Source organism: Streptomyces sp. NPDC048560 (genome assembly GCF_040650955.1).
Taxonomy (GTDB): domain Bacteria; phylum Actinomycetota; class Actinomycetes; order Streptomycetales; family Streptomycetaceae; genus Streptomyces.
On the sequence record NZ_JBEZIJ010000007.1, the window covers coordinates 209576 to 226006 of the forward strand.

Sequence of the window (16431 nt, forward strand, 5' to 3'; positions counted from 1 at the left end):
TCTCACGGCCGGGTGACCCGCACCCGGTAGTCGCCGTCCGTGCCCTTGGAGAGCACGGATATGCGTATGCCGTTGGTCCGGTCGGTGAACGTCTCGCCCGGCCGGAACGGGGCGTCGGAGAGTTCGGCGTGCACATTGGGCTGCCGGGTGCAGCCGCCGCTGTCCTGGGTGCTGTCGGCCACGGAGACGGGCCCCTGTCCGGTGTCGACGTCGGAACTGACCTTGTAGATCAGCACGCCGGGCCGGCAGACCGCCGCGTCGTTGCCGTCCGGGGTCCGTACCTCCACCGCGTAGCCCGACTCCGCGCTCAGGGGTATGAAGGCCATCTTGGTGCCGCCGCCGGCGGCGGCCAGCGGGCCGAGGGTGTGCTCGCTCGTTCCGGTCCGGTCCGCGCAGTCGACCTGGTCGTTGTCGAGCCAGCCGAGCTTCCACTTGTGCCAGCCCAGGAAGTCGTTGTTGGCCCCCCAGTCCTCGGACATGATGTCCCAGTGCCCGACGGAGCCGCCGCCCTCCATGGTGTAGAGGTCGGGCAGGCCGAAGACATGGCCGTTCTCGTGCGGCAGGACGCGGTAGCCGGTCTCGGCGTACGAGCCCGAGCCGTCGTCCTGGCGGCTGTAGACGAACGAGGTGTTGGCGAGCGGGACGCCGTCCGCGTACGGGGCGTCGTCGTTGGCGGAGAAGGTCACCGACAGCACGGTGTCCAGCGCGGAGGGGCCCGCGTTCGGCGTGACCAGCACATTGATCAGGTCGTACGCGGAGAAGTCGACCTGCGGGTCGGCCGTGGCCACGAGGTCCTTCACGAGGTCGCGGTAGCCGGGCTCGTAGGGCGAGCCGCGCTCGATCCCGTAGTCGGCGAACGGCAGCGGCATCCGCAGCCAGCCCTCCACGGGTGCCTCGGGCAGATAGGTGAGCCGCCCGTAGGAGCTGGTGCGGAACCATTCGGACGTCTGCGGGAAGAATTCCGCGAGGCGCTCCTCCGCGCTCCCCGATCCTGGGGCGTCCGGAAAGTCGATCATGAGGTTGAGGGCCTTGATCCGGCCCGTGGAGCGCGCGTAGCCGGGTGGCGTCGGCATCCCCTCCGACATCTGCACGCCCATGGCCGCGGATATCCGGCACGCGCCGAGCGGGGAGTCCTCGGCGGCGGCCGACGGGCCGGCCGAGGCGCGGCTGGGCACGGGGAGGTTGCTGCTGGCCGTAGCCATGACCGCGATGACCAGGGCTGTTGCCCCGGCGAGTGCGATCGGGTGGCGGTGTCTGCGTATCCGGTGGCGGTGCTGCTGCATAGAGGCGCCTTCGGGGTCCGCGGCAGTCGGCCGGCTCTGACTGCGCTCTGGCGATCAGCCTGTGGCGCGTGTCGCGGGGCCGCGCGCTGACTGCGCCGATCGGTGGATTCCGCCCCGTGAGCATGTGACTCAGGTCACATGGAGAGACGAAATACCGGGGACTCTCTCCCCGTTTGAATCTATGTCCCCGGCTAACCGGGGAAGTGTTCCCCGCTTACGTCATGCGGGAAGCCATCACCGAAGGGAAGGGCCGCCGTCGTGAAGACCGTCGCCGACACCGAATCCTGCGCCGTGCGGCGCCGTGCGTCCCGTCCGCGGGCCGACGCGCTGCGCAACCGGGAACGGATCGTGACGGCAGCCCGCGAGATGTTCGTCGAGTTCGGACCCGACGTGCCCCTCGACGAGGTCGCGCGCCGGGCGGGCGTCGGCAACGCCACGCTCTACCGGAACTTCCCCGACCGGGCGGCCCTCACGCACGAGGTCGTCCTCTCGGTCACCTCCCGCACCACGGACCGGGCCGAAGAGGCCGTCGCGGCGGAGTCCGACCCGTTCGCCGCGCTGAGCCGCTTCGTGCACGCCGCCGCCGACGAGCGGATCGGTGCCCTGTGCCCGATGCTCTCCGGCAGCTTCGACATGAACCATCCCGAACTGCTCGCCGAGCGAGACCGCCTCGAACAGGCCGTCGAAGGACTCGTGGAGCGCGCCATGACAGCGGGGCGACTGCGCACCGACATCGCCGTCGGCGACGTACTGGTCGCCCTCTCCCAGCTCACCCGGCCGCTGCCCGGCATCGCCTGCCTGGACATCGACCGCTTCACCCACCGTCATCTGCAGCTGTTCCTGGACGGGCTGGAAGCCCCGGCCAGGTCCGTGCTGCCCGGATCGGCGGCGACCCTGGAGGATCTGCGGCGCGGGCCCGACGCCCGGCCCACGACGACCTGAACCGCCCGGTGTAGACACACCGCCGAACCCGGACCTCCGGTCCGGGCCCGAGGACGCGGGCCCGGCCCCGGTACCGCACGCCCGTTTTTCGCCGACATCACGACTCTCGCGCCCCGGCGCGCCCTTAGGTGGCTCTCCCATGTCAAAAACAGCCGACACGCGGCTCCCCGATCCCAGTCGCTGGAAAGCGCTGGCCTTCATCGCCCTCGCCCAGCTGATGGTCGTGCTCGACGCGACGATCGTGAACATCGCCCTGCCGTCGGCCCAGACGGACCTGGGTATCTCCGAGGGCAACAAGCAGTGGGTCATCACCGCCTACGCCCTCGCCTTCGGTGGCCTGCTCCTCTTCGGCGGACGCCTCGCCGACCTCTGGGGCCGCAAGCGCGTCTTCGTGATCGGTCTCCTCGGCTTCGCCGCGGCATCCGCCCTCGGCGGCGCCGCGCAGGGTGAGGCGATGATGTTCGGCTCCCGGGCGCTGCAGGGCGTCTTCGGCGCGCTGCTCGCACCGGCGGCGCTCTCGCTCCTCGCCGTGATGTTCACCGACGCCAAGGAGCGCGCCAAGGCGTTCGGCATCTACGGAGCGATCGCCGGTGGCGGTGGCGCGGTCGGCCTGATCCTGGGCGGATTCCTCACCGAGTACCTGAACTGGCGCTGGACGTTCTTCGTCAACATCCCCTTCGCCATCGTCGCCGCAGCGGGCGCCTACTTCGTCATCCGTGAGCCGGCCGAGGGCCGCAACCGCTCGACGCTCGACATCCCCGGCGTCATCCTGTCCACGCTGGGACTGGTCTCGCTGGTGTACGGCTTCACCCGCGCAGAGTCGTCCGGCTGGACGGACACCCTGACCATGACCATGTTCGGCGCGTCCGCCGTGCTGCTCATCGCCTTCATCATCACCGAGTGGCTGGTGAAGTCTCCGCTGCTGCCGCTGCGCGTCCTCGCCGAGCGCAACCGCGGCGGGGTCTACCTCTCGCTGGGTCTCGCCGTCATCGCGATGTTCGGGCTCTTCCTGTTCCTCACGTACTACCTCCAGATCGTCAAGGGCTACTCGCCGGTGAAGACCGGCTTCGCCTTCATGCCGATGATCGTGGGCATGATCGCCGGTTCCACCCAGATCGGCGCCCGTCTCATGACCCGGGTGCCGCCGCGCCTGCTGATGGGCCCCGGCTTCCTGGTCGCCGCGCTCGGCATGCTGCTGCTCACGCAGCTGGAGACCGACTCCAGCTACGCGGGCGTCATCCTCTTCGGCCAGCTCCTGCTCGGCCTGGGTATGGGTACGGCGTTCATGCCGGCGATGTCCCTGGCCACGCACGGCATCGAGCCGCGTGACGCCGGTGTCGCCTCGGCGATGGTCAACACCTCGCAGCAGGTCGGCGGCGCCATCGGCACCGCGCTGCTGAACACCATCGCCGCCGGTGCCACCACGGCCTACTTCGCGGACCACGCCGCGGGTGCCACGGACCCGAAGCTCCTGCAGTACCAGGCCATGGTCGCCGGCTTCACCAGCGCGATCTGGTGGGCGGTCGGCATCCTCCTCGCCGCCTCGGCGATCGCGGTGTGGCTGATCAACACGGGACGCCCGGGCACCGGAGCGGACGGCCCGGTCGCCGGGTCCGCCGACGGGGCCCAGGACGAGATCAAGATCCCGGTCATCGCGCACTGACACGGGCGGCGCGCCCGCTGCCATCACACACGTCCGCCCCGGCTCCGTCATCGGAGCCGGGGCGGACGTGTGTACGGGGCGGTGTACCGGACGTGCGTAACGGGCGGGTCAGCGGAGCCAGGGCAGGTCCGCGCCCGTGTCCTCCGGCTCCAGTCCGGCGGCCATCACCTTCATGATCTCGCCCAGCCCGCGCACCTGCTCGGGCGTGAGCCGGTCGAACATCGCCTGACGTACGGCGGTGACGTGGCCCGGCGCGGAACGGCGGAGCATCGAGAATCCCTCGTCGGTGAGGACCGCGTTCTGCCCGCGCTTGTCGGACGGGCACTCCTCGCGCCGGACCCAGCCGTTCCTCTCCAGCCGGGCGATGGCGTGCGAGAGCCGGGACCGGGTGATCTTGGCGTCCTTGGCCAGCTCGGTCATCCGCATCTGCCGCCGGGGCGCCTGGGAGAGCTGGACGAGCAGGCCGTAATAGATGTGCGGCATACCGGCATCACGCTGCAACTGGCGGTCGAGGTGATCCTCCAGGAGCGTGGTGGCGTGGCGGTACGCACGCCAGACGCTCTGCTCCTCGTCCGTGAGCCAGCGAGGTTCGCCGGTGGGTGCCGTGGTCATGGAGTCCACTCTACGACTCTTTCTTGAAAGTTGAACTAGATAGGGCTAAGGTCTCTGGTAGTTGGAGCTTGAAGTTTCAATGAAGGGTCCAGAGGGATCACAGTATGTGACGACACCGGATTCCGAGTGGATCCTGGACAGCAGAGGAACGGGAGTGTCATGACAGTCGACGCGGAGCGGATGCCCGCCCTCTATCTCTCCCACGGCGCGCCCCCGCTCGCCGATGATCCGGTCTGGCCCGGCGAGCTGGCCGCCTGGTCCGCCACCCTCCCCCGCCCCAGAGCGATCCTCATGGTCTCCGCCCACTGGGAGGAGGCCCCGCTCGCGCTCGGCGCCGTCGAAGCCGTGCCGCTGGTGTACGACTTCTGGGGCTTCCCCGAGCACTACTACCAGGTGCGCTACGCCGCCCCTGGCGCGCCCGGGCTCGCGGAGAGCGTCCGCAAGCTGCTGCGCGGCGCCGGTACGCCGGTGCAGGACATCCCGGACCGGGGGCTCGACCACGGTGCGTACGTCCCGCTCGTGGAGATGTTCCCGGACGCCGGCATCCCCGTACTCCAGATCTCCATGCCCACCCTCGACCCGCAGAAGCTGATGGACATCGGCCGCAAGCTCGCCCCGCTGCGGGACGAGGGCGTGCTGATCGTCGGAAGCGGTTTCTTCACCCACAACCTGGCCGCGCTCCGGCACCCGGGCGGCGGCATCCCCGGCTGGTCGGCGGAGTTCGACGACTGGGGGGACCGGGCCCTGCGGGCACAGGACGTCGACTCCCTGCTGGACTTCGAGAACAAGTCCCCGGCGGGCCGGCTGGCGCACCCGCGCACGGAGCACTTCGCACCGCTCTTCGTGACGCTCGGCGCCGCGGAGCAGGAACTCCACCAGGGGCGGAGCGTCATCGACGGCTTCTGGATGGGACTGGCCAAGCGCTCGGTGCAGTTCGGCTGAGCGCTTCCGAAGGGCCGGGAGTCCATGGGTCCGGCGGGGCTCAGGGCTCCCGGCCCAATGACTTCTCGTACCAGGCCACGTCCCAGTAGCGCCCGAACTTCCGGCCCACCTCCGAGTACGTCCCGATGTGGCGGAAGCCGAACGTGTCGTGCAGCCGGGCGGACGGCTCGTTGGGCTGGGCGATGCCCGCGTAGGCGCGGTGGACGTCCTCGTCCGCCAGCGCCTCGAACAGGGCCTTGTACAGCAGGGTGCCCAGTCCGCGTCCCCTCGTGTCCGGCGCGCAGTAGACGCTCACCTCGACCGACGTGCCGTACGCCGCCTTGGGGCGGAAGGGGCTGCTCGTCGCGTATCCGAGGACCCGCGAAGCGTTCCCGGTGTCCTGGGCAACCAGGAGGCGGTGGGGGCCGTCCTCAGGATGGGAGCGCAACCACGGGAGGCGCTGCTCGGGAGTGAAGGGGACTGTGTCGAATGTGAGGGCGGTCTCGCGGACGTAGTGGTTGTAGATGTCGGTGAGGGCCACCACATCTTCCTCCGACCCAGGTCTGACCTGCACTTCTGTGGGTATCTGCACCATGTGTCCTCCCGCTCGGGCCGACAGGGTACTGCATGAAATCGAAACTGAATGCGGCCCAGGGGAATTCTGTCCGGATTCCAGTCGTTGTTTCCATCGGATGCAGGGCACCCGAGAGGGTGTCGCGACCTACTCAGCAAGGGAGCACGCATGGCAACCCGTGCCGTCGCCCGTCGTTCGTCCACCACCGGTGGGACAAGCCGGGCGAGCAGTGTTCGCGCCGTGGGCGGGGAAATCGCCGATCGCGACCTGGTCGGCATGTACCTGGAAGAAATCGCTCGTACGCCGCTGCTCGACGCCGCCAAGGAAGTCGAGCTCTCGCAGATCCTCGAGGCGGGCGTCTACGCCCAGCAGATCCTCGACGGCGAGGTGCAGAGCGAGGCCGCCGGAGCGAAGCGTGAGGAGCTGGAGGCGCTGGTCGCCGAAGGTGAGCGCGCGAAGGACGTATTCATCCGTTCCAACCTCCGCCTGGTCGTCGCCGTGGCCCGACGCTACCCACGAGCGGGTCTGCCCCTGCTCGACCTCATCCAGGAAGGCAACGCCGGACTGGTGCGCGCGGTCGAGAAGTTCGACTACGCCAAGGGATTCAAGTTCTCCACGTACGCGACGTGGTGGATCCGTCAGGCCATCACCCGCTCCATAGCCGACCAGTCCCGCACGATCCGGCTCCCCGTCCACCTGGTGGAGGAGCTCGGCCGGATCCGCCGGGTGCAGCGTGAGTTCAACCGCGAGCACGGGCGCGACCCGGAGCACGCGGAGATCGCCACCGAGCTGGACACGACCACGGAGCGTGTGGGGAACGTGCTGGACTGGGCCCGCGACCCGGTCAGCCTCAACATGTCGGTGGACGACGAGGGCGACACCCAGTTCGGTGACCTCCTGGAGGACACCTCCGCCGTCTCGCCCGAGACGTCCGTGATGACGCTGCTGCGCAGCGAGGAGCTGGAAGACCTCATCGGCAAGCTCGACAACAGGACCGCGTCGATCATCCGTATGAGGTACGGCATCGAGGACGGCCGCGAGCGGACCCTCACCGAGGTCGGTAAGCAGCACGGCCTCACACGCGAGCGGATCCGCCAGATCGAGAAGCACGCACTGCTCGAATTGAAGCGAATGGCCCACGACACGGGCTTTGACGCTGCGGCGTGAGCCAATAACCCGTAACCTCACATCAAGACCGGTTCACAGCGGTCACCTGAGCTGAGTCCCGGCGCCCACCCCCCCCGGCGCCGGGGCTCATTCATGTCCAGGGGTCGCTCCCGCCCCTCTCCGCGCCCGCTGCCACCGTCGCAAGACCTGGTCAGGACGGTGCGGACGCCCGGGCCAGCCGGGCCCCGAGGTCGCTCAGGTACTCCACCAGCTGGGGCGGCCCGTGCGCCGTGAACTCGCAGTCGACGAGTGCCAGCCTCAGCGCCACCCACTCCAGGGAGTCCGTCGAGACGGCCCGCAGCCGGCAGCTGTCCTCGCCGGCCGGCTCGGGTGCGCCCAGCCCGCGCGGCAGCCGCGCGGTCACGAAGTCCGCCGGGGCGCGGAAGGTGACATCGATGCGCAGCTCCGCCTGCGTCCGGGACATCGACCTGGAGAAGAACTGCGCGGCGTCCCCGTCCTCGCCCGGCAGCTCGCGCGGGGTGAAGCGGGCCCCGGTCGCCGTCGGCTCACTGACCCGGTCCACCCGGAACGTACGCCAGTCCTCGCGCTCCATGTCGTACGCGGCGAGATACCAGCGGTACCCCGTGCTCACCAGCCGCACCGGTTCCACCAGCCGCCTCGTCTCGGCACCGTCCCCCGCGCGGTACGCGAACCGCAGCCGCTCCCGGCCGGTGACCGCCGAAGCCATCACCGTCAGTGTGCGCGGGTCGATCGTGGCGCCGTCGCCCCGGGTGAGCGGCAGCGTGGCGTTCTGCAGGGACGAGACCCGGTGACGCAGCCGGGACGGCAGCACCTGCTCCAGCTTGGCCAGCGCCCGCACGGACGCCTCGTCGACGCCCTCGATGGCGTGGCCGGCCCCCGCCCGCAGCCCGACCGCGATGGCCACCGCCTCCTCGTCGTCGAGCAGCAGGGGCGGCATGGCGGTACCCGCGACGAGGCGGTAGCCGCCGATCGAGCCGCGCGTCGCCTCTACCGGATAGCCGAGATCGCGGAGCCGGTCGATGTCGCGGCGGATCGTGCGCGGGCTGACGTCGAGGCGGTCGGCCAGTTCGGTGCCCGGCCACTCGCGCGGTGTCTGGAGGAGCGACAGCAGATTCAGCAGGCGTGCCGGTGTGTCTGTCATGCCGTCCAGGATGCCGCCTCATCAGGTCACGAACTGTCCTAATGGCCTTCTAGTTTCTTCCCATGACTTCTTCCGAACCGCAGCCGTCCACGACGGCCGCCGACACGTCGGCCGAGGCCCCGGCGGCCCCGGCCGACCGGCGCCGCTGGTACGCGCTCGCCATCGTGATGACCGCGGCCTTCATGGACCTGGTCGACGTCACGATCGTCAACATCGCCATCCCGAGCATCAAGCGCGACACCGGCGCCTCGTTCAGCTCGATCCAGTGGATCACCGCGGGATACGCCCTCGCCTTCGCGGCCGGGCTGATCACGGGCGGCCGGCTGGGCGACATCTACGGCCGCAAGCGGCTCTTCCTCATCGGTATCGGCGGCTTCACCGTCTCCTCCGCGCTCTGCGGCTTCGCGGCCGACCCGGAGATGCTGGTCGCCTCCCGCATCCTCCAGGGCGCCATGGCGGCGCTGATGGTCCCGCAGGTGCTGTCGATCGTGCATGCCACCTTCCCGGCCCACGAGCGCGGGAAGGTCTTCGGCCTCTTCGGCGCCATCGTCGGTCTCGGCGCGGTCTCCGGACCGCTGCTGGGCGCGCTGCTCACCGGCTGGAACCTGTTCGGTCTCGAATGGCGCCCGATCTTCCTGATCAACCTGCCGGTCGGCATCGCGGGTCTGATCCTGGGCAGCAAGTTCATCAGTGAGTCCAAGGCGCCCAAGGCGCTCCGCCTCGACCTGGTCGGTGTGGTGCTGGTGACGCTGGGCCTGCTCATGCTGATCTTCCCGCTGACCCGTGGACACGAGCTGGGCTGGCCGGTGTGGGGCCATCTGTCGATGGCGGGCAGCCTCCTGGTGCTTCTGGCCCTGGTCGCGTACGAGCGGCGGAAGACGGCCAAGGACGGCTCACCGCTCATCGAGCTGTCGCTGTTCCGGGTCAGGAGCTTCGCCGCGGGTGTCGCCGTGCAGCTGACCTTCGGTATCGGCCTCGGCATCTTCTTCCTCGTCTGGACGCTGTACATGCAGATGGGTCTCGGCTGGAGCGAGCTGCGCGCGGGCACGACGGGCATCCCCTTCTCGATCGCCGTCTCGCTCGCCGCCGGACTCTCGGTGCAGAAGCTGGTGCCCCGCTTCGGCCGCAAGGTCCTCCAGGCGGGCGCGCTGCTGATGATCGCCGGACTGCTGCTCTACATCTGGGAGTCCGAGCGCTACGGCATGGGCATCGCCCCGTGGCAGATGGCGCTGCCGCTGGTCGTCATGGGCGCGGGCATGGGGCTGATCGTGGCCCCGCTGACGGACGCGGTGCTCTCCGAGGTGCCCAGGGAGCACTCCGGATCGGCCTCCGGGCTGTTCAACACCGTGCAGCAGATGGGCACGGCGCTGGGTCTCGGTCTCGTGTCCGTGGTCTTCTTCGGAGTCGTCGACGACGGTGCGGCGCGGGGCGTGGTGGGACCGGCGTTCGCCGAGGCGTTCCAGCAGTCGCTGTGGTGGGTGGCCGGGGTACTCGCCGTGATCTTCGTGCTGATGTTCGCCCTGCCCGCGAGGCCGAAGGTCCACGTCGAGGGCTCGATCGACGAGGACCCGGCCGACGGCCCCACGCCGCCGGAGGGCGACACGGCCAAGGAGCCCGCGCTGACGCGCTGAGCCGGGTCCGGACCGGGTCCGGTCCCTGAGCCGGTCCGGAACGTACTACGGCCCGTGTGCCTCCATCGCTGGAGGCGCACGGGCCGTCGTCGTACCTCACGCCACCGCCTGCCGGCTGCCGGGCTGCCCGCCGGCCGCGCGTCAGCAGATGCGGGTGCGGCTCTCCATGGCCTGACGTGCGGCGTGCTCGTCCCCGTACACCTCGCACATGTGGCGGCCGTCAGGGGTGGCCGTGTGCTCGACCTCCCAGAGGCAGGTCTCGCTGCCGTCCAGCAGCAGGAACGCGTGCTCGTAGAGCGTGAACCCGGCGTCCCTCCCGTCGACGCGGCACTGGCGGCCGAAGATCTGGGTGATGTGGTGGGCGAAGGCGGCCCGCAGCAGGCGCGCGGTCTCCTCGCCCGGCCGGTCGCCGTTCTCCGCGCGGCGCAGGACCCGGCGCGCGTGGTCCGCCGAGTTGTCCGGGGCGTACATCCTGGGCAGCGGGACCGGGGGAGCGGCCATCAGGACCGTGAGGGTCTCCAGGTCTCCCGGGCCCTCGTCGCCGAAGGCCGGGGCGTCGGAGAAGCTGCCGGCCAGGCGCACCGCCGCGACGTGCGCGTCGGCCTCGTCGTCGTACAGCTCGTGGCGGCGGGGGGCCGTGATGTCCCGGCCACTGCTGTGGACGAGCTCCCAGAGGCTGAGCGCGGAGCCGTCGGGAAGCAGATAGGTGTGCCGGTAGGTCTCGCGGTGCAGGACCGAGCTGTGGTGGGAGGAGTGCAGGGAGCTGCTGTGCGCCAGAGCGCAGCCGAGCTGTTCGACCGTGCTGTCGGGCAGGTCGAAGGAGTTGAGGGCGCGTCGCAGGAGTCGCTCGAGGTGCTGCTCGGTTGTCTCGTACGGATCGCTCAAGGTGCTGTCTCCAGGCCGTCGCCGCGTGTGACTCGATGCGTGCTTAACGTAGTCCCTGGGTCTGACATCGTGACCGGGGATCGGGAAAACGTAGGGCGCACGCCAAAAGTTCCCGGTACTTTTCCGGGTACTTCGGGTGAACTTCCCCGCGCCGAGGGCGAGTCGGGGGCGCCCGGTGGCCCCCTCCGGGCGCCGGTGAGGCGTCGGCCGCCGCTCGGTGGCCGTGCGACGCGCTCACCCCGCAACAGCCTAAAACAGGACTCATCGACACATACGGTCATACGGTGGCCGGGTGACCGAGCCATCAGAAGCGTCCGCGGAGCAGCCCGCCTCCGGCACCCGTGCAGGCTCTCCCGGCGAGGGCCCTGACACGGGGGCCCGGCCGGCCACTCCCGTCGCGGACCGCCCCGAGGCCACCGGCGGCCTCCGTTCCGTCTCCGCGCGGGCGACCGCGGCCGGAGTCGCCGTATCCGTCCTGCTGATCATCGGGATCGTCTTCGGCAGCCGGATGCTGCGGAACTTCGACTCGGCCCTCCTCCCGTACGCCGTGGCCACCGTCTTCCTCGCCTTCGGCGTCGCCTACCGCTACACGGTCTGGATCTCCGCGCCCGGTGCGCGGCGCCTCTTCGTCCACGGCTGGCGCAGTCTCTTCTCCGTCGACAACTTCCGTAAGGCCCCCACCGCCCTGCCGAAGATGATCGCCACCTATCTGGGCTTCCAGAAGTTCCTCGGAGCCCGGTCGCACGCCCGGTGGGCCGCGCACCAGCTGATCTTCTGGGGGTGCATCCTCGCCGCCCTGATCACCTTCCCGCTGACCTGGGGCTGGTTCACCTTCACCTCGGGCAGCGGCTCGGGCCCCGGTTACGAGATGCGCATCTGGGGCTTCAAGGTTCTCGGCTTCGACGCACTGAACATCGTGGGCTGGCTGATGTTCCACGGCCTGGACATCGCCGCCGTGCTCGTCATCCCCGGCGCCTCGTACTTCCTCTGGCGCCGGATGAAGGACCGCGGCGCCAGTACCGGCCAGCGCTTCGCCTACGACCTGGTGCCCCTGATCGCGCTCATCGTCATCTCCGTCACCGGTCTGCTGCTCACCTTCTCCTCGATCTTCCTGCACGGCGGCGGCTACCAGTTCCTGGCGATCCTCCACATGGTGTCGGTGGTCTTCACGCTCATCTACATCCCGTTCGGGAAGTTCTTCCACATCGTGCAGCGCCCGGCGGCCGTCGGGATGCAGCTGTTCAAGTACACCGGCCGCAAGGACGACGAGGTCTTCGTCTGCCGCCGCTGCTCGGAACCCATCGACACCGCCCCGTACGTCGAGAACCTTCGCGGCACCATGCGCGACCTCCGGCTCGACTTCGACGAGTGGGCCGAGTACTGCCCGCGGTGCAAGCGGGTGCTGCGCGGCAGCGCCTATCTCTCCCAGGTCAAGAAGGGCTTCAAGTGACCCCGGACCCGCCCGCCGCCGACCGCCGTACGGTCGTCCCCCTCGACCCCTCGCTCGCGCCTCCCGGCACCCGGGGTTTCCGCGACGCGGGCGGGATTCCGGCCGACCAGTGGCACGCCGACCAGAACGGCGAGACGCTCGTCCCCACCCACTGCTGCTTCTGCGGCGTCCAGTGCGGGATGTATCTGCGCGTCGACCGGGGCGGCAAGGTCTTCGGCGTCGAACCCCGCAACCACGACATCAACCGGATGCGGCTGTGCCCCAAGGGCATCAACGCCTACCAGCAGGTCAACCACCCCGACCGGCTCACCGCCCCGCTCATGCGCCGGTCCCGTGACGAGGCCTTCCGTGAGGTCTCCTGGGACGAGGCGCTCGACTTCACCGTCGCCGAGATCAAGCGCATCCAGCTCGCCCACGGCAACGACGCCTTCGGACTCCTCGGCGGCGCCAGCCTCTTCTCCGAGAAGACCTACCTGGTCGGCAAATTCGCCCGGGTCGCCCTCAAGACCCGGCACGTCGACTACAACGGGCGCCTCTGCATGGTGAGTGCCGCGGGCGCCAACAAGCTCGCCTTCGGCATCGACCGGGCCGGCAACCCCTTCTCCGACATCCTGCTCACCGACTGCCTGCTGATCGCGGGCTCCAACATCGGCGAGTGCTTCCCCGTGATGACCCAGTACGTCTGGGGAGCCAGGGACAGGGGGGCCAGCCTGATCGTCATCGACCCGCGCGAGACGGCGATCGCCCGCACCGCCGACATCCACGTCGCGCTCAAGCCCGGCACCGACTCGGCCTTCTTCAACTCCGTGCTCCACGTGGTCGTCGAGGAAGGACTCACCGATACGGCGTACCTCGCCGCCCACACCACCGGCTGGGACGAGGTCCGCGCGAAGGCCGCCGAGTACCCGCCGGCCCGCGCCGCCGAGATCTGCGGCATCCCCGCCGAACAGATCGTCCAGGTCGCCCGCACCTTCGCGCGTGCCCCCAAGGCCATGGCCTGGCACGCCCGGGGCATCGAGCACCACTCGCAGGGCGTCGAGAACTGCCTCACCGTGATCAACCTCTGCGCCGCCACCGGCCACATCGGCAAACCGGGCGCCGGCTACGGCACCATCACCGGTCAGGGCAACGGCCAGGGCGGCCGGGAACACGGCCAGAAGTCCGACCTCCTGCCCGGCGGCCGCTCGATCATGAACGAGGAGCACCGCCGGCAGATCTGCGAGATCTGGGGCATCGAGGAGTCCGAACTCCCACAGGCCGGGACCTCGATGATGGAGATGGTCTGGCAGATGCAGCGCCGCGAGATCCGCGGACTGATCGGCATCTGCAACAACCCCTTCGTCTCCCTCCCCAACTACAAGGTGGTCAAGGAGGGGTACGACGCCACGGAATTCCATGCCCAATTCGATTTCTTCCTCTCCGAGACCGCTGCCAACGCACATGTCGTCTTCCCCGTCACCACCTGGGCCGAGGACGAAGGGGTCATGGCCAACGCCGAGGCCCGCGTGGTCAAGCACAACAAGGCACAGGACCCACCGCCCGGTGTACGGACCGACACCTGGGTGATGTGCGAGCTCGCCCGCCGCCTCGGCGCCGGCGACAAGTTCGCGTTCGCCGACTCCCGCGAGGTCTTCGACGAACTGCGTGTCGCCTCGGCCGGCACGGTCAACGACTACTACGGCATCACCTACGAACGGCTGGAGGAGACCGGCGGCATCGCCTGGCCGTGTCCCACCACCGACCACCCCGGCACTCCCCGGCTCTTCGAGGACGGGAAGACCTACCACCCCGACGGCAAGATCCATCTGCAGACCGTCGAGTGGCACCCGCCCATGGACCCGTACGACGACGAGCACCCCATGTCGCTGACCACCGGCCGCACCGTCGCCCACTTCCTCTCCGGCAACCAGACCCGCCGTCTGGGTGCCCTCGTCGAACAGACCCCGCGCCCCTGGGCGGAGATCCATCCCTCCCACGGCTTCCGCAACGGCGAACCGGTGCGCGTCGTCACCCGGCGCGGCAGCGAGGTCTTCCCCGCCCTGGTCACCGAGGCGATCCGCCCCGACACCGTCTTCATCCCCTACCACTGGCCCGTCCCCACCGCGGCCAACGCCCTCACCATCGACGCACTGGACCCGCGTTCCAAGATCCCCGAGTACAAGGTGTGCGCCTGCCGTATCGAGCACGCCGAGCAGATCGACGAAGTCCCCGCGCCCCCCGTCGCCCCCGGGCACGTCGCCTACCCGGAGACCCAGGTCTCCCGTACTGATCCGTTGCCGCCCACGACCCCCCAGGGCCGTGGCACATCGGAGAGGAGTTGAGGTCCGCATGATGGGCAAGACGATCTTCATCGACCCCGGGCGCTGCATCGGCTGCCAGGCATGTGTCTCCGCCTGCCGCGAGTGCGACTCGCACCGCGGCAAATCCATGATCCACCTGGACTACACCGACGAGGGCCGGTCGGTCGCCTCCCTTCCCACCGTCTGTATGCACTGCGAGGACCCGGTGGCCCCCTGTGCCGAGGTCTGCCCCGCCGACGCGATCCTGATCACCGCGGACGGGGTGGTGCAGCAGGCCGACACCACCCGCTGCATCGGCTGCGCCAACTGCGTCAACGCCTGCCCCTTCGGTGTCCCGAAGATCGACCTCCAGGCGAAGCTCCAGATGAAGTGCAACCTCTGCTACGACCGCACCGCCTACGGGCTCGCCCCCATGTGCGCCACCGTCTGCCCGACGGGAGCGCTGTTCTACGGCACGATCGAGGAGCTCCGGGCGGAGCGCCCGGGGGTGGAGGTCGCCGACACCTTCGTCTTCGGCGAGACCGAGGTGCGGACCGGGGTGGCCATGGTCGTCCCCGCCGAGAAGGTGAAGTGGCCCGTGCCCGGCGGTCTTCCCGTCGTCGAGATCAACGGTAAGGACGTCCGCCGATGAGCGTCACCGACCAGCAGCCCGGCGGCGACCGGCGTACCGGCGACGAGCGCGACGCCCTGCACGACCGGATCTCCGCCGACTCCCTCACGACCCGGCGTGACTACCTCCGGATCGTCACCACCGTCTCCGGCGGGCTCGCGATCGGCGGCCTCGGCGTGGCCGGCGGCATCCTGCACCGCCACGGGGACGAGGCGGACGGCAAGCAGCCGGAGCCGAAGAGAGTCACCCAGCAGCTCCTGCCCGGCGAGTCCATCGCCTTCCGCTACCCGGGTGAGGAGGACCGTGCGGTCGCCGTGCGGCTCAACGACGGCACCCTCGTCGGCTACTCCGCGATCTGCACCCATCTCGCCTGCGCCGTGCTCTGGCGCAAGGACCGGGGCGACGAGGGCGAGCTGTACTGCCCTTGCCACGAGGGCGTCTTCGACGCCAGGAGCGGCGAGGTCACCGCGGGCCCGCCCCCGCGCGGACTGCCCAAGGTGGTGCTCACCGAGCGGCCCGACGGCAGTGTGTGGGCGATCGCCACGACTCGCTCCGGCGAGAGTATCGAGGACGGTCTGTGCCGGCAGATCAGCAAGGACGATCCCGGTCTCGCCGCCCGCATCGGCTGCCCGGACACCGGGGGCGGCGCCGAATCACCACCCCGGGCCGAGTCGTCCCGTACGGACCGCGGGCCCCGGATGACCGGCGCGTCCGAAGCCAGGACCTCCGAGGCGAAGCCCTCCCGTACCGAGTCCTCCCGGGCCGGGACGACCTGGGCCGAGGTCTCCCCGGTGGAGTCCTCCCGGCCCGAGACCTCCGGCAGGCGGACATGACCGAAGCCCACCGGCCCCCCGACCCGCAGAGTCCCCAGCCACCGCGGGATTCCCGGCCCCCGCAGGGCTCGCCGTATCCGGAGTACCACCCGGGCAGTGCACGCCCCGAGCTGAACCGGCCCGTCCACGAGCGCTATCCGCAGATCCGTCCCACCAGTGGATACGGCGACTCGCGCGTCAGCCGCACCGGCCCGGGACCGGGCGCCGGAACGGACCAGGAACCCGAGCGCTCCGCGAAGCTGACGGCCCGGCTGACCCTCGCGATGACCGTCGTCATCGGCCAGCTCTGGGGTCTGACGGTCGTCGTCGACGAGTGGATGGAGGGCAACACCGGTACGGCCTGGTGGGGCGCCGGCTTTCTCTGTCTCTCGTTCCTCGCGGTTCTCGGCCTGTGGCTGCTCGACCCGAAGGACCGTTGACCACCGCCGTATCCTGGA

At 69.9% G+C, this 16431-nt stretch carries 15 protein-coding genes; 10 read left to right on the forward strand and 5 right to left on the reverse strand.

The genetic code is table 11. The features are described 5' to 3' along the window. Window positions 1–2 precede the first annotated feature (2 nt). Window positions 3–1283, reverse strand: a complete 1281-nt coding sequence (locus AB0C82_RS20180) for a M6 family metalloprotease domain-containing protein (protein WP_362843668.1) — start codon at window positions 1281–1283, stop codon at window positions 3–5. A gap of 258 nt (window positions 1284–1541) precedes the next feature. On the opposite strand from AB0C82_RS20180, the gene AB0C82_RS20185 reads away from it, so the two are divergent. Together AB0C82_RS20185 and AB0C82_RS20190 are read left to right on the forward strand one after the other, a co-directional pair. Next, window positions 1542–2225 (forward strand): TetR/AcrR family transcriptional regulator, encoded by a 684-nt coding sequence (locus AB0C82_RS20185; protein ID WP_362843670.1) that lies wholly within the window; start codon window positions 1542–1544, stop codon window positions 2223–2225. 139 nt (window positions 2226–2364) lie between these two features. Next, window positions 2365–3888, forward strand: coding sequence for an MFS transporter (locus tag AB0C82_RS20190; protein WP_362843672.1), 1524 nt, complete (start codon window positions 2365–2367; stop codon window positions 3886–3888). 108 nt (window positions 3889–3996) lie between these two features. On the opposite strand, the gene AB0C82_RS20195 is transcribed toward AB0C82_RS20190, so the two are convergent. After that, a complete protein-coding gene (locus tag AB0C82_RS20195; protein ID WP_362843675.1) occupies window positions 3997–4509 on the reverse strand; it encodes a MarR family transcriptional regulator in 513 nt (170 codons plus the stop codon). A 150-nt stretch (window positions 4510–4659) separates the two neighbouring features. Between AB0C82_RS20195 and AB0C82_RS20200 the strand changes: the two genes are divergently transcribed. Continuing rightward, window positions 4660–5442 carry a class III extradiol ring-cleavage dioxygenase gene (locus tag AB0C82_RS20200; protein ID WP_362843678.1) on the forward strand — a complete coding sequence of 261 codons (783 nt, stop codon included), beginning with the start codon at window positions 4660–4662 and terminating at the stop codon, window positions 5440–5442. A gap of 40 nt (window positions 5443–5482) precedes the next feature. Here AB0C82_RS20200 and AB0C82_RS20205 read toward each other — a convergent pair whose 3' ends face one another. After that, window positions 5483–6016 (reverse strand): N-acetyltransferase family protein, encoded by a 534-nt coding sequence (locus AB0C82_RS20205; RefSeq protein WP_362843681.1) that lies wholly within the window; start codon window positions 6014–6016, stop codon window positions 5483–5485. 147 nt (window positions 6017–6163) lie between these two features. Here AB0C82_RS20205 and AB0C82_RS20210 point away from each other — a divergent pair, with 147 nt between their 5' ends. After that, entirely contained in the window at window positions 6164–7162 is a 999-nt protein-coding gene (locus AB0C82_RS20210; RefSeq protein ID WP_362843684.1) for a sigma-70 family RNA polymerase sigma factor, read from the forward strand. 151 nt (window positions 7163–7313) lie between these two features. On the opposite strand, the gene AB0C82_RS20215 is transcribed toward AB0C82_RS20210, so the two are convergent. After that, window positions 7314–8285 carry a YafY family protein gene (locus AB0C82_RS20215; RefSeq protein WP_362843687.1) on the reverse strand — a complete coding sequence of 324 codons (972 nt, stop codon included), beginning with the start codon at window positions 8283–8285 and terminating at the stop codon, window positions 7314–7316. Between the two features lie 62 nt (window positions 8286–8347). Between AB0C82_RS20215 and AB0C82_RS20220 the strand changes: the two genes are divergently transcribed. Further along, window positions 8348–9916, forward strand: coding sequence for an MFS transporter (locus AB0C82_RS20220; RefSeq protein ID WP_362843690.1), 1569 nt, complete (start codon window positions 8348–8350; stop codon window positions 9914–9916). A gap of 141 nt (window positions 9917–10057) precedes the next feature. Here AB0C82_RS20220 and AB0C82_RS20225 read toward each other — a convergent pair whose 3' ends face one another. After that, on the reverse strand, window positions 10058–10801 hold the full coding sequence (locus AB0C82_RS20225) for a DUF6227 family protein (RefSeq protein ID WP_362843693.1): 744 nt from the start codon (window positions 10799–10801) through the stop codon (window positions 10058–10060). A gap of 292 nt (window positions 10802–11093) precedes the next feature. Between AB0C82_RS20225 and AB0C82_RS20230 the strand changes: the two genes are divergently transcribed. The 5 genes from AB0C82_RS20230 to AB0C82_RS20250 are packed head-to-tail and all read left to right on the forward strand — an operon-like array spanning window position 11094 to window position 16413. Further along, window positions 11094–12251: an MFS transporter gene (locus AB0C82_RS20230; RefSeq protein ID WP_362843696.1), complete on the forward strand. Its 1158-nt coding sequence runs from the start codon at window positions 11094–11096 to the stop codon at window positions 12249–12251. Beyond that, a complete protein-coding gene (locus AB0C82_RS20235) occupies window positions 12248–14572 on the forward strand; it encodes a molybdopterin oxidoreductase family protein (RefSeq protein WP_362843699.1) in 2325 nt (774 codons plus the stop codon). Before AB0C82_RS20230 ends, AB0C82_RS20235 begins: the two co-directional genes overlap by 4 nt. A gap of 7 nt (window positions 14573–14579) precedes the next feature. After that, a complete protein-coding gene (locus tag AB0C82_RS20240; RefSeq protein WP_362843701.1) occupies window positions 14580–15182 on the forward strand; it encodes a 4Fe-4S dicluster domain-containing protein in 603 nt (200 codons plus the stop codon). Continuing rightward, on the forward strand, window positions 15179–15994 hold the full coding sequence (locus AB0C82_RS20245; protein ID WP_362843704.1) for a Rieske (2Fe-2S) protein: 816 nt from the start codon (window positions 15179–15181) through the stop codon (window positions 15992–15994). Before AB0C82_RS20240 ends, AB0C82_RS20245 begins: the two co-directional genes overlap by 4 nt. Beyond that, complete coding sequence (locus AB0C82_RS20250) at window positions 15991–16413, forward strand: hypothetical protein (protein WP_362843707.1); 423 nt, start codon at window positions 15991–15993, stop codon at window positions 16411–16413. The genes AB0C82_RS20245 and AB0C82_RS20250 overlap by 4 nt, the downstream gene beginning before the upstream one ends. Window positions 16414–16431 lie beyond the last annotated feature (18 nt).

Bases quoted from the DNA above. Each gene is read 5' to 3' on its own strand.
- AB0C82_RS20180 (WP_362843668.1), bottom strand. From the start codon at position 1,283: ATGCAGCAGCACCGCCACCGGATACGCAGACACCGCCACCCGATCGCA.
- AB0C82_RS20210 (WP_362843684.1), top strand. From the start codon at position 6,164: ATGGCAACCCGTGCCGTCGCCCGTCGTTCGTCCACCACCGGTGGGACA.
- AB0C82_RS20190 (WP_362843672.1), top strand. From the start codon at position 2,365: ATGTCAAAAACAGCCGACACGCGGCTCCCCGATCCCAGTCGCTGGAAA.
- AB0C82_RS20245 (WP_362843704.1), top strand. From the start codon at position 15,179: ATGAGCGTCACCGACCAGCAGCCCGGCGGCGACCGGCGTACCGGCGAC.
- AB0C82_RS20220 (WP_362843690.1), top strand. From the start codon at position 8,348: ATGACTTCTTCCGAACCGCAGCCGTCCACGACGGCCGCCGACACGTCG.
- AB0C82_RS20215 (WP_362843687.1), bottom strand. From the start codon at position 8,285: ATGACAGACACACCGGCACGCCTGCTGAATCTGCTGTCGCTCCTCCAG.
- AB0C82_RS20250 (WP_362843707.1), top strand. From the start codon at position 15,991: ATGACCGAAGCCCACCGGCCCCCCGACCCGCAGAGTCCCCAGCCACCG.
- AB0C82_RS20205 (WP_362843681.1), bottom strand. From the start codon at position 6,016: ATGGTGCAGATACCCACAGAAGTGCAGGTCAGACCTGGGTCGGAGGAA.
- AB0C82_RS20240 (WP_362843701.1), top strand. From the start codon at position 14,580: ATGATGGGCAAGACGATCTTCATCGACCCCGGGCGCTGCATCGGCTGC.
- AB0C82_RS20200 (WP_362843678.1), top strand. From the start codon at position 4,660: ATGACAGTCGACGCGGAGCGGATGCCCGCCCTCTATCTCTCCCACGGC.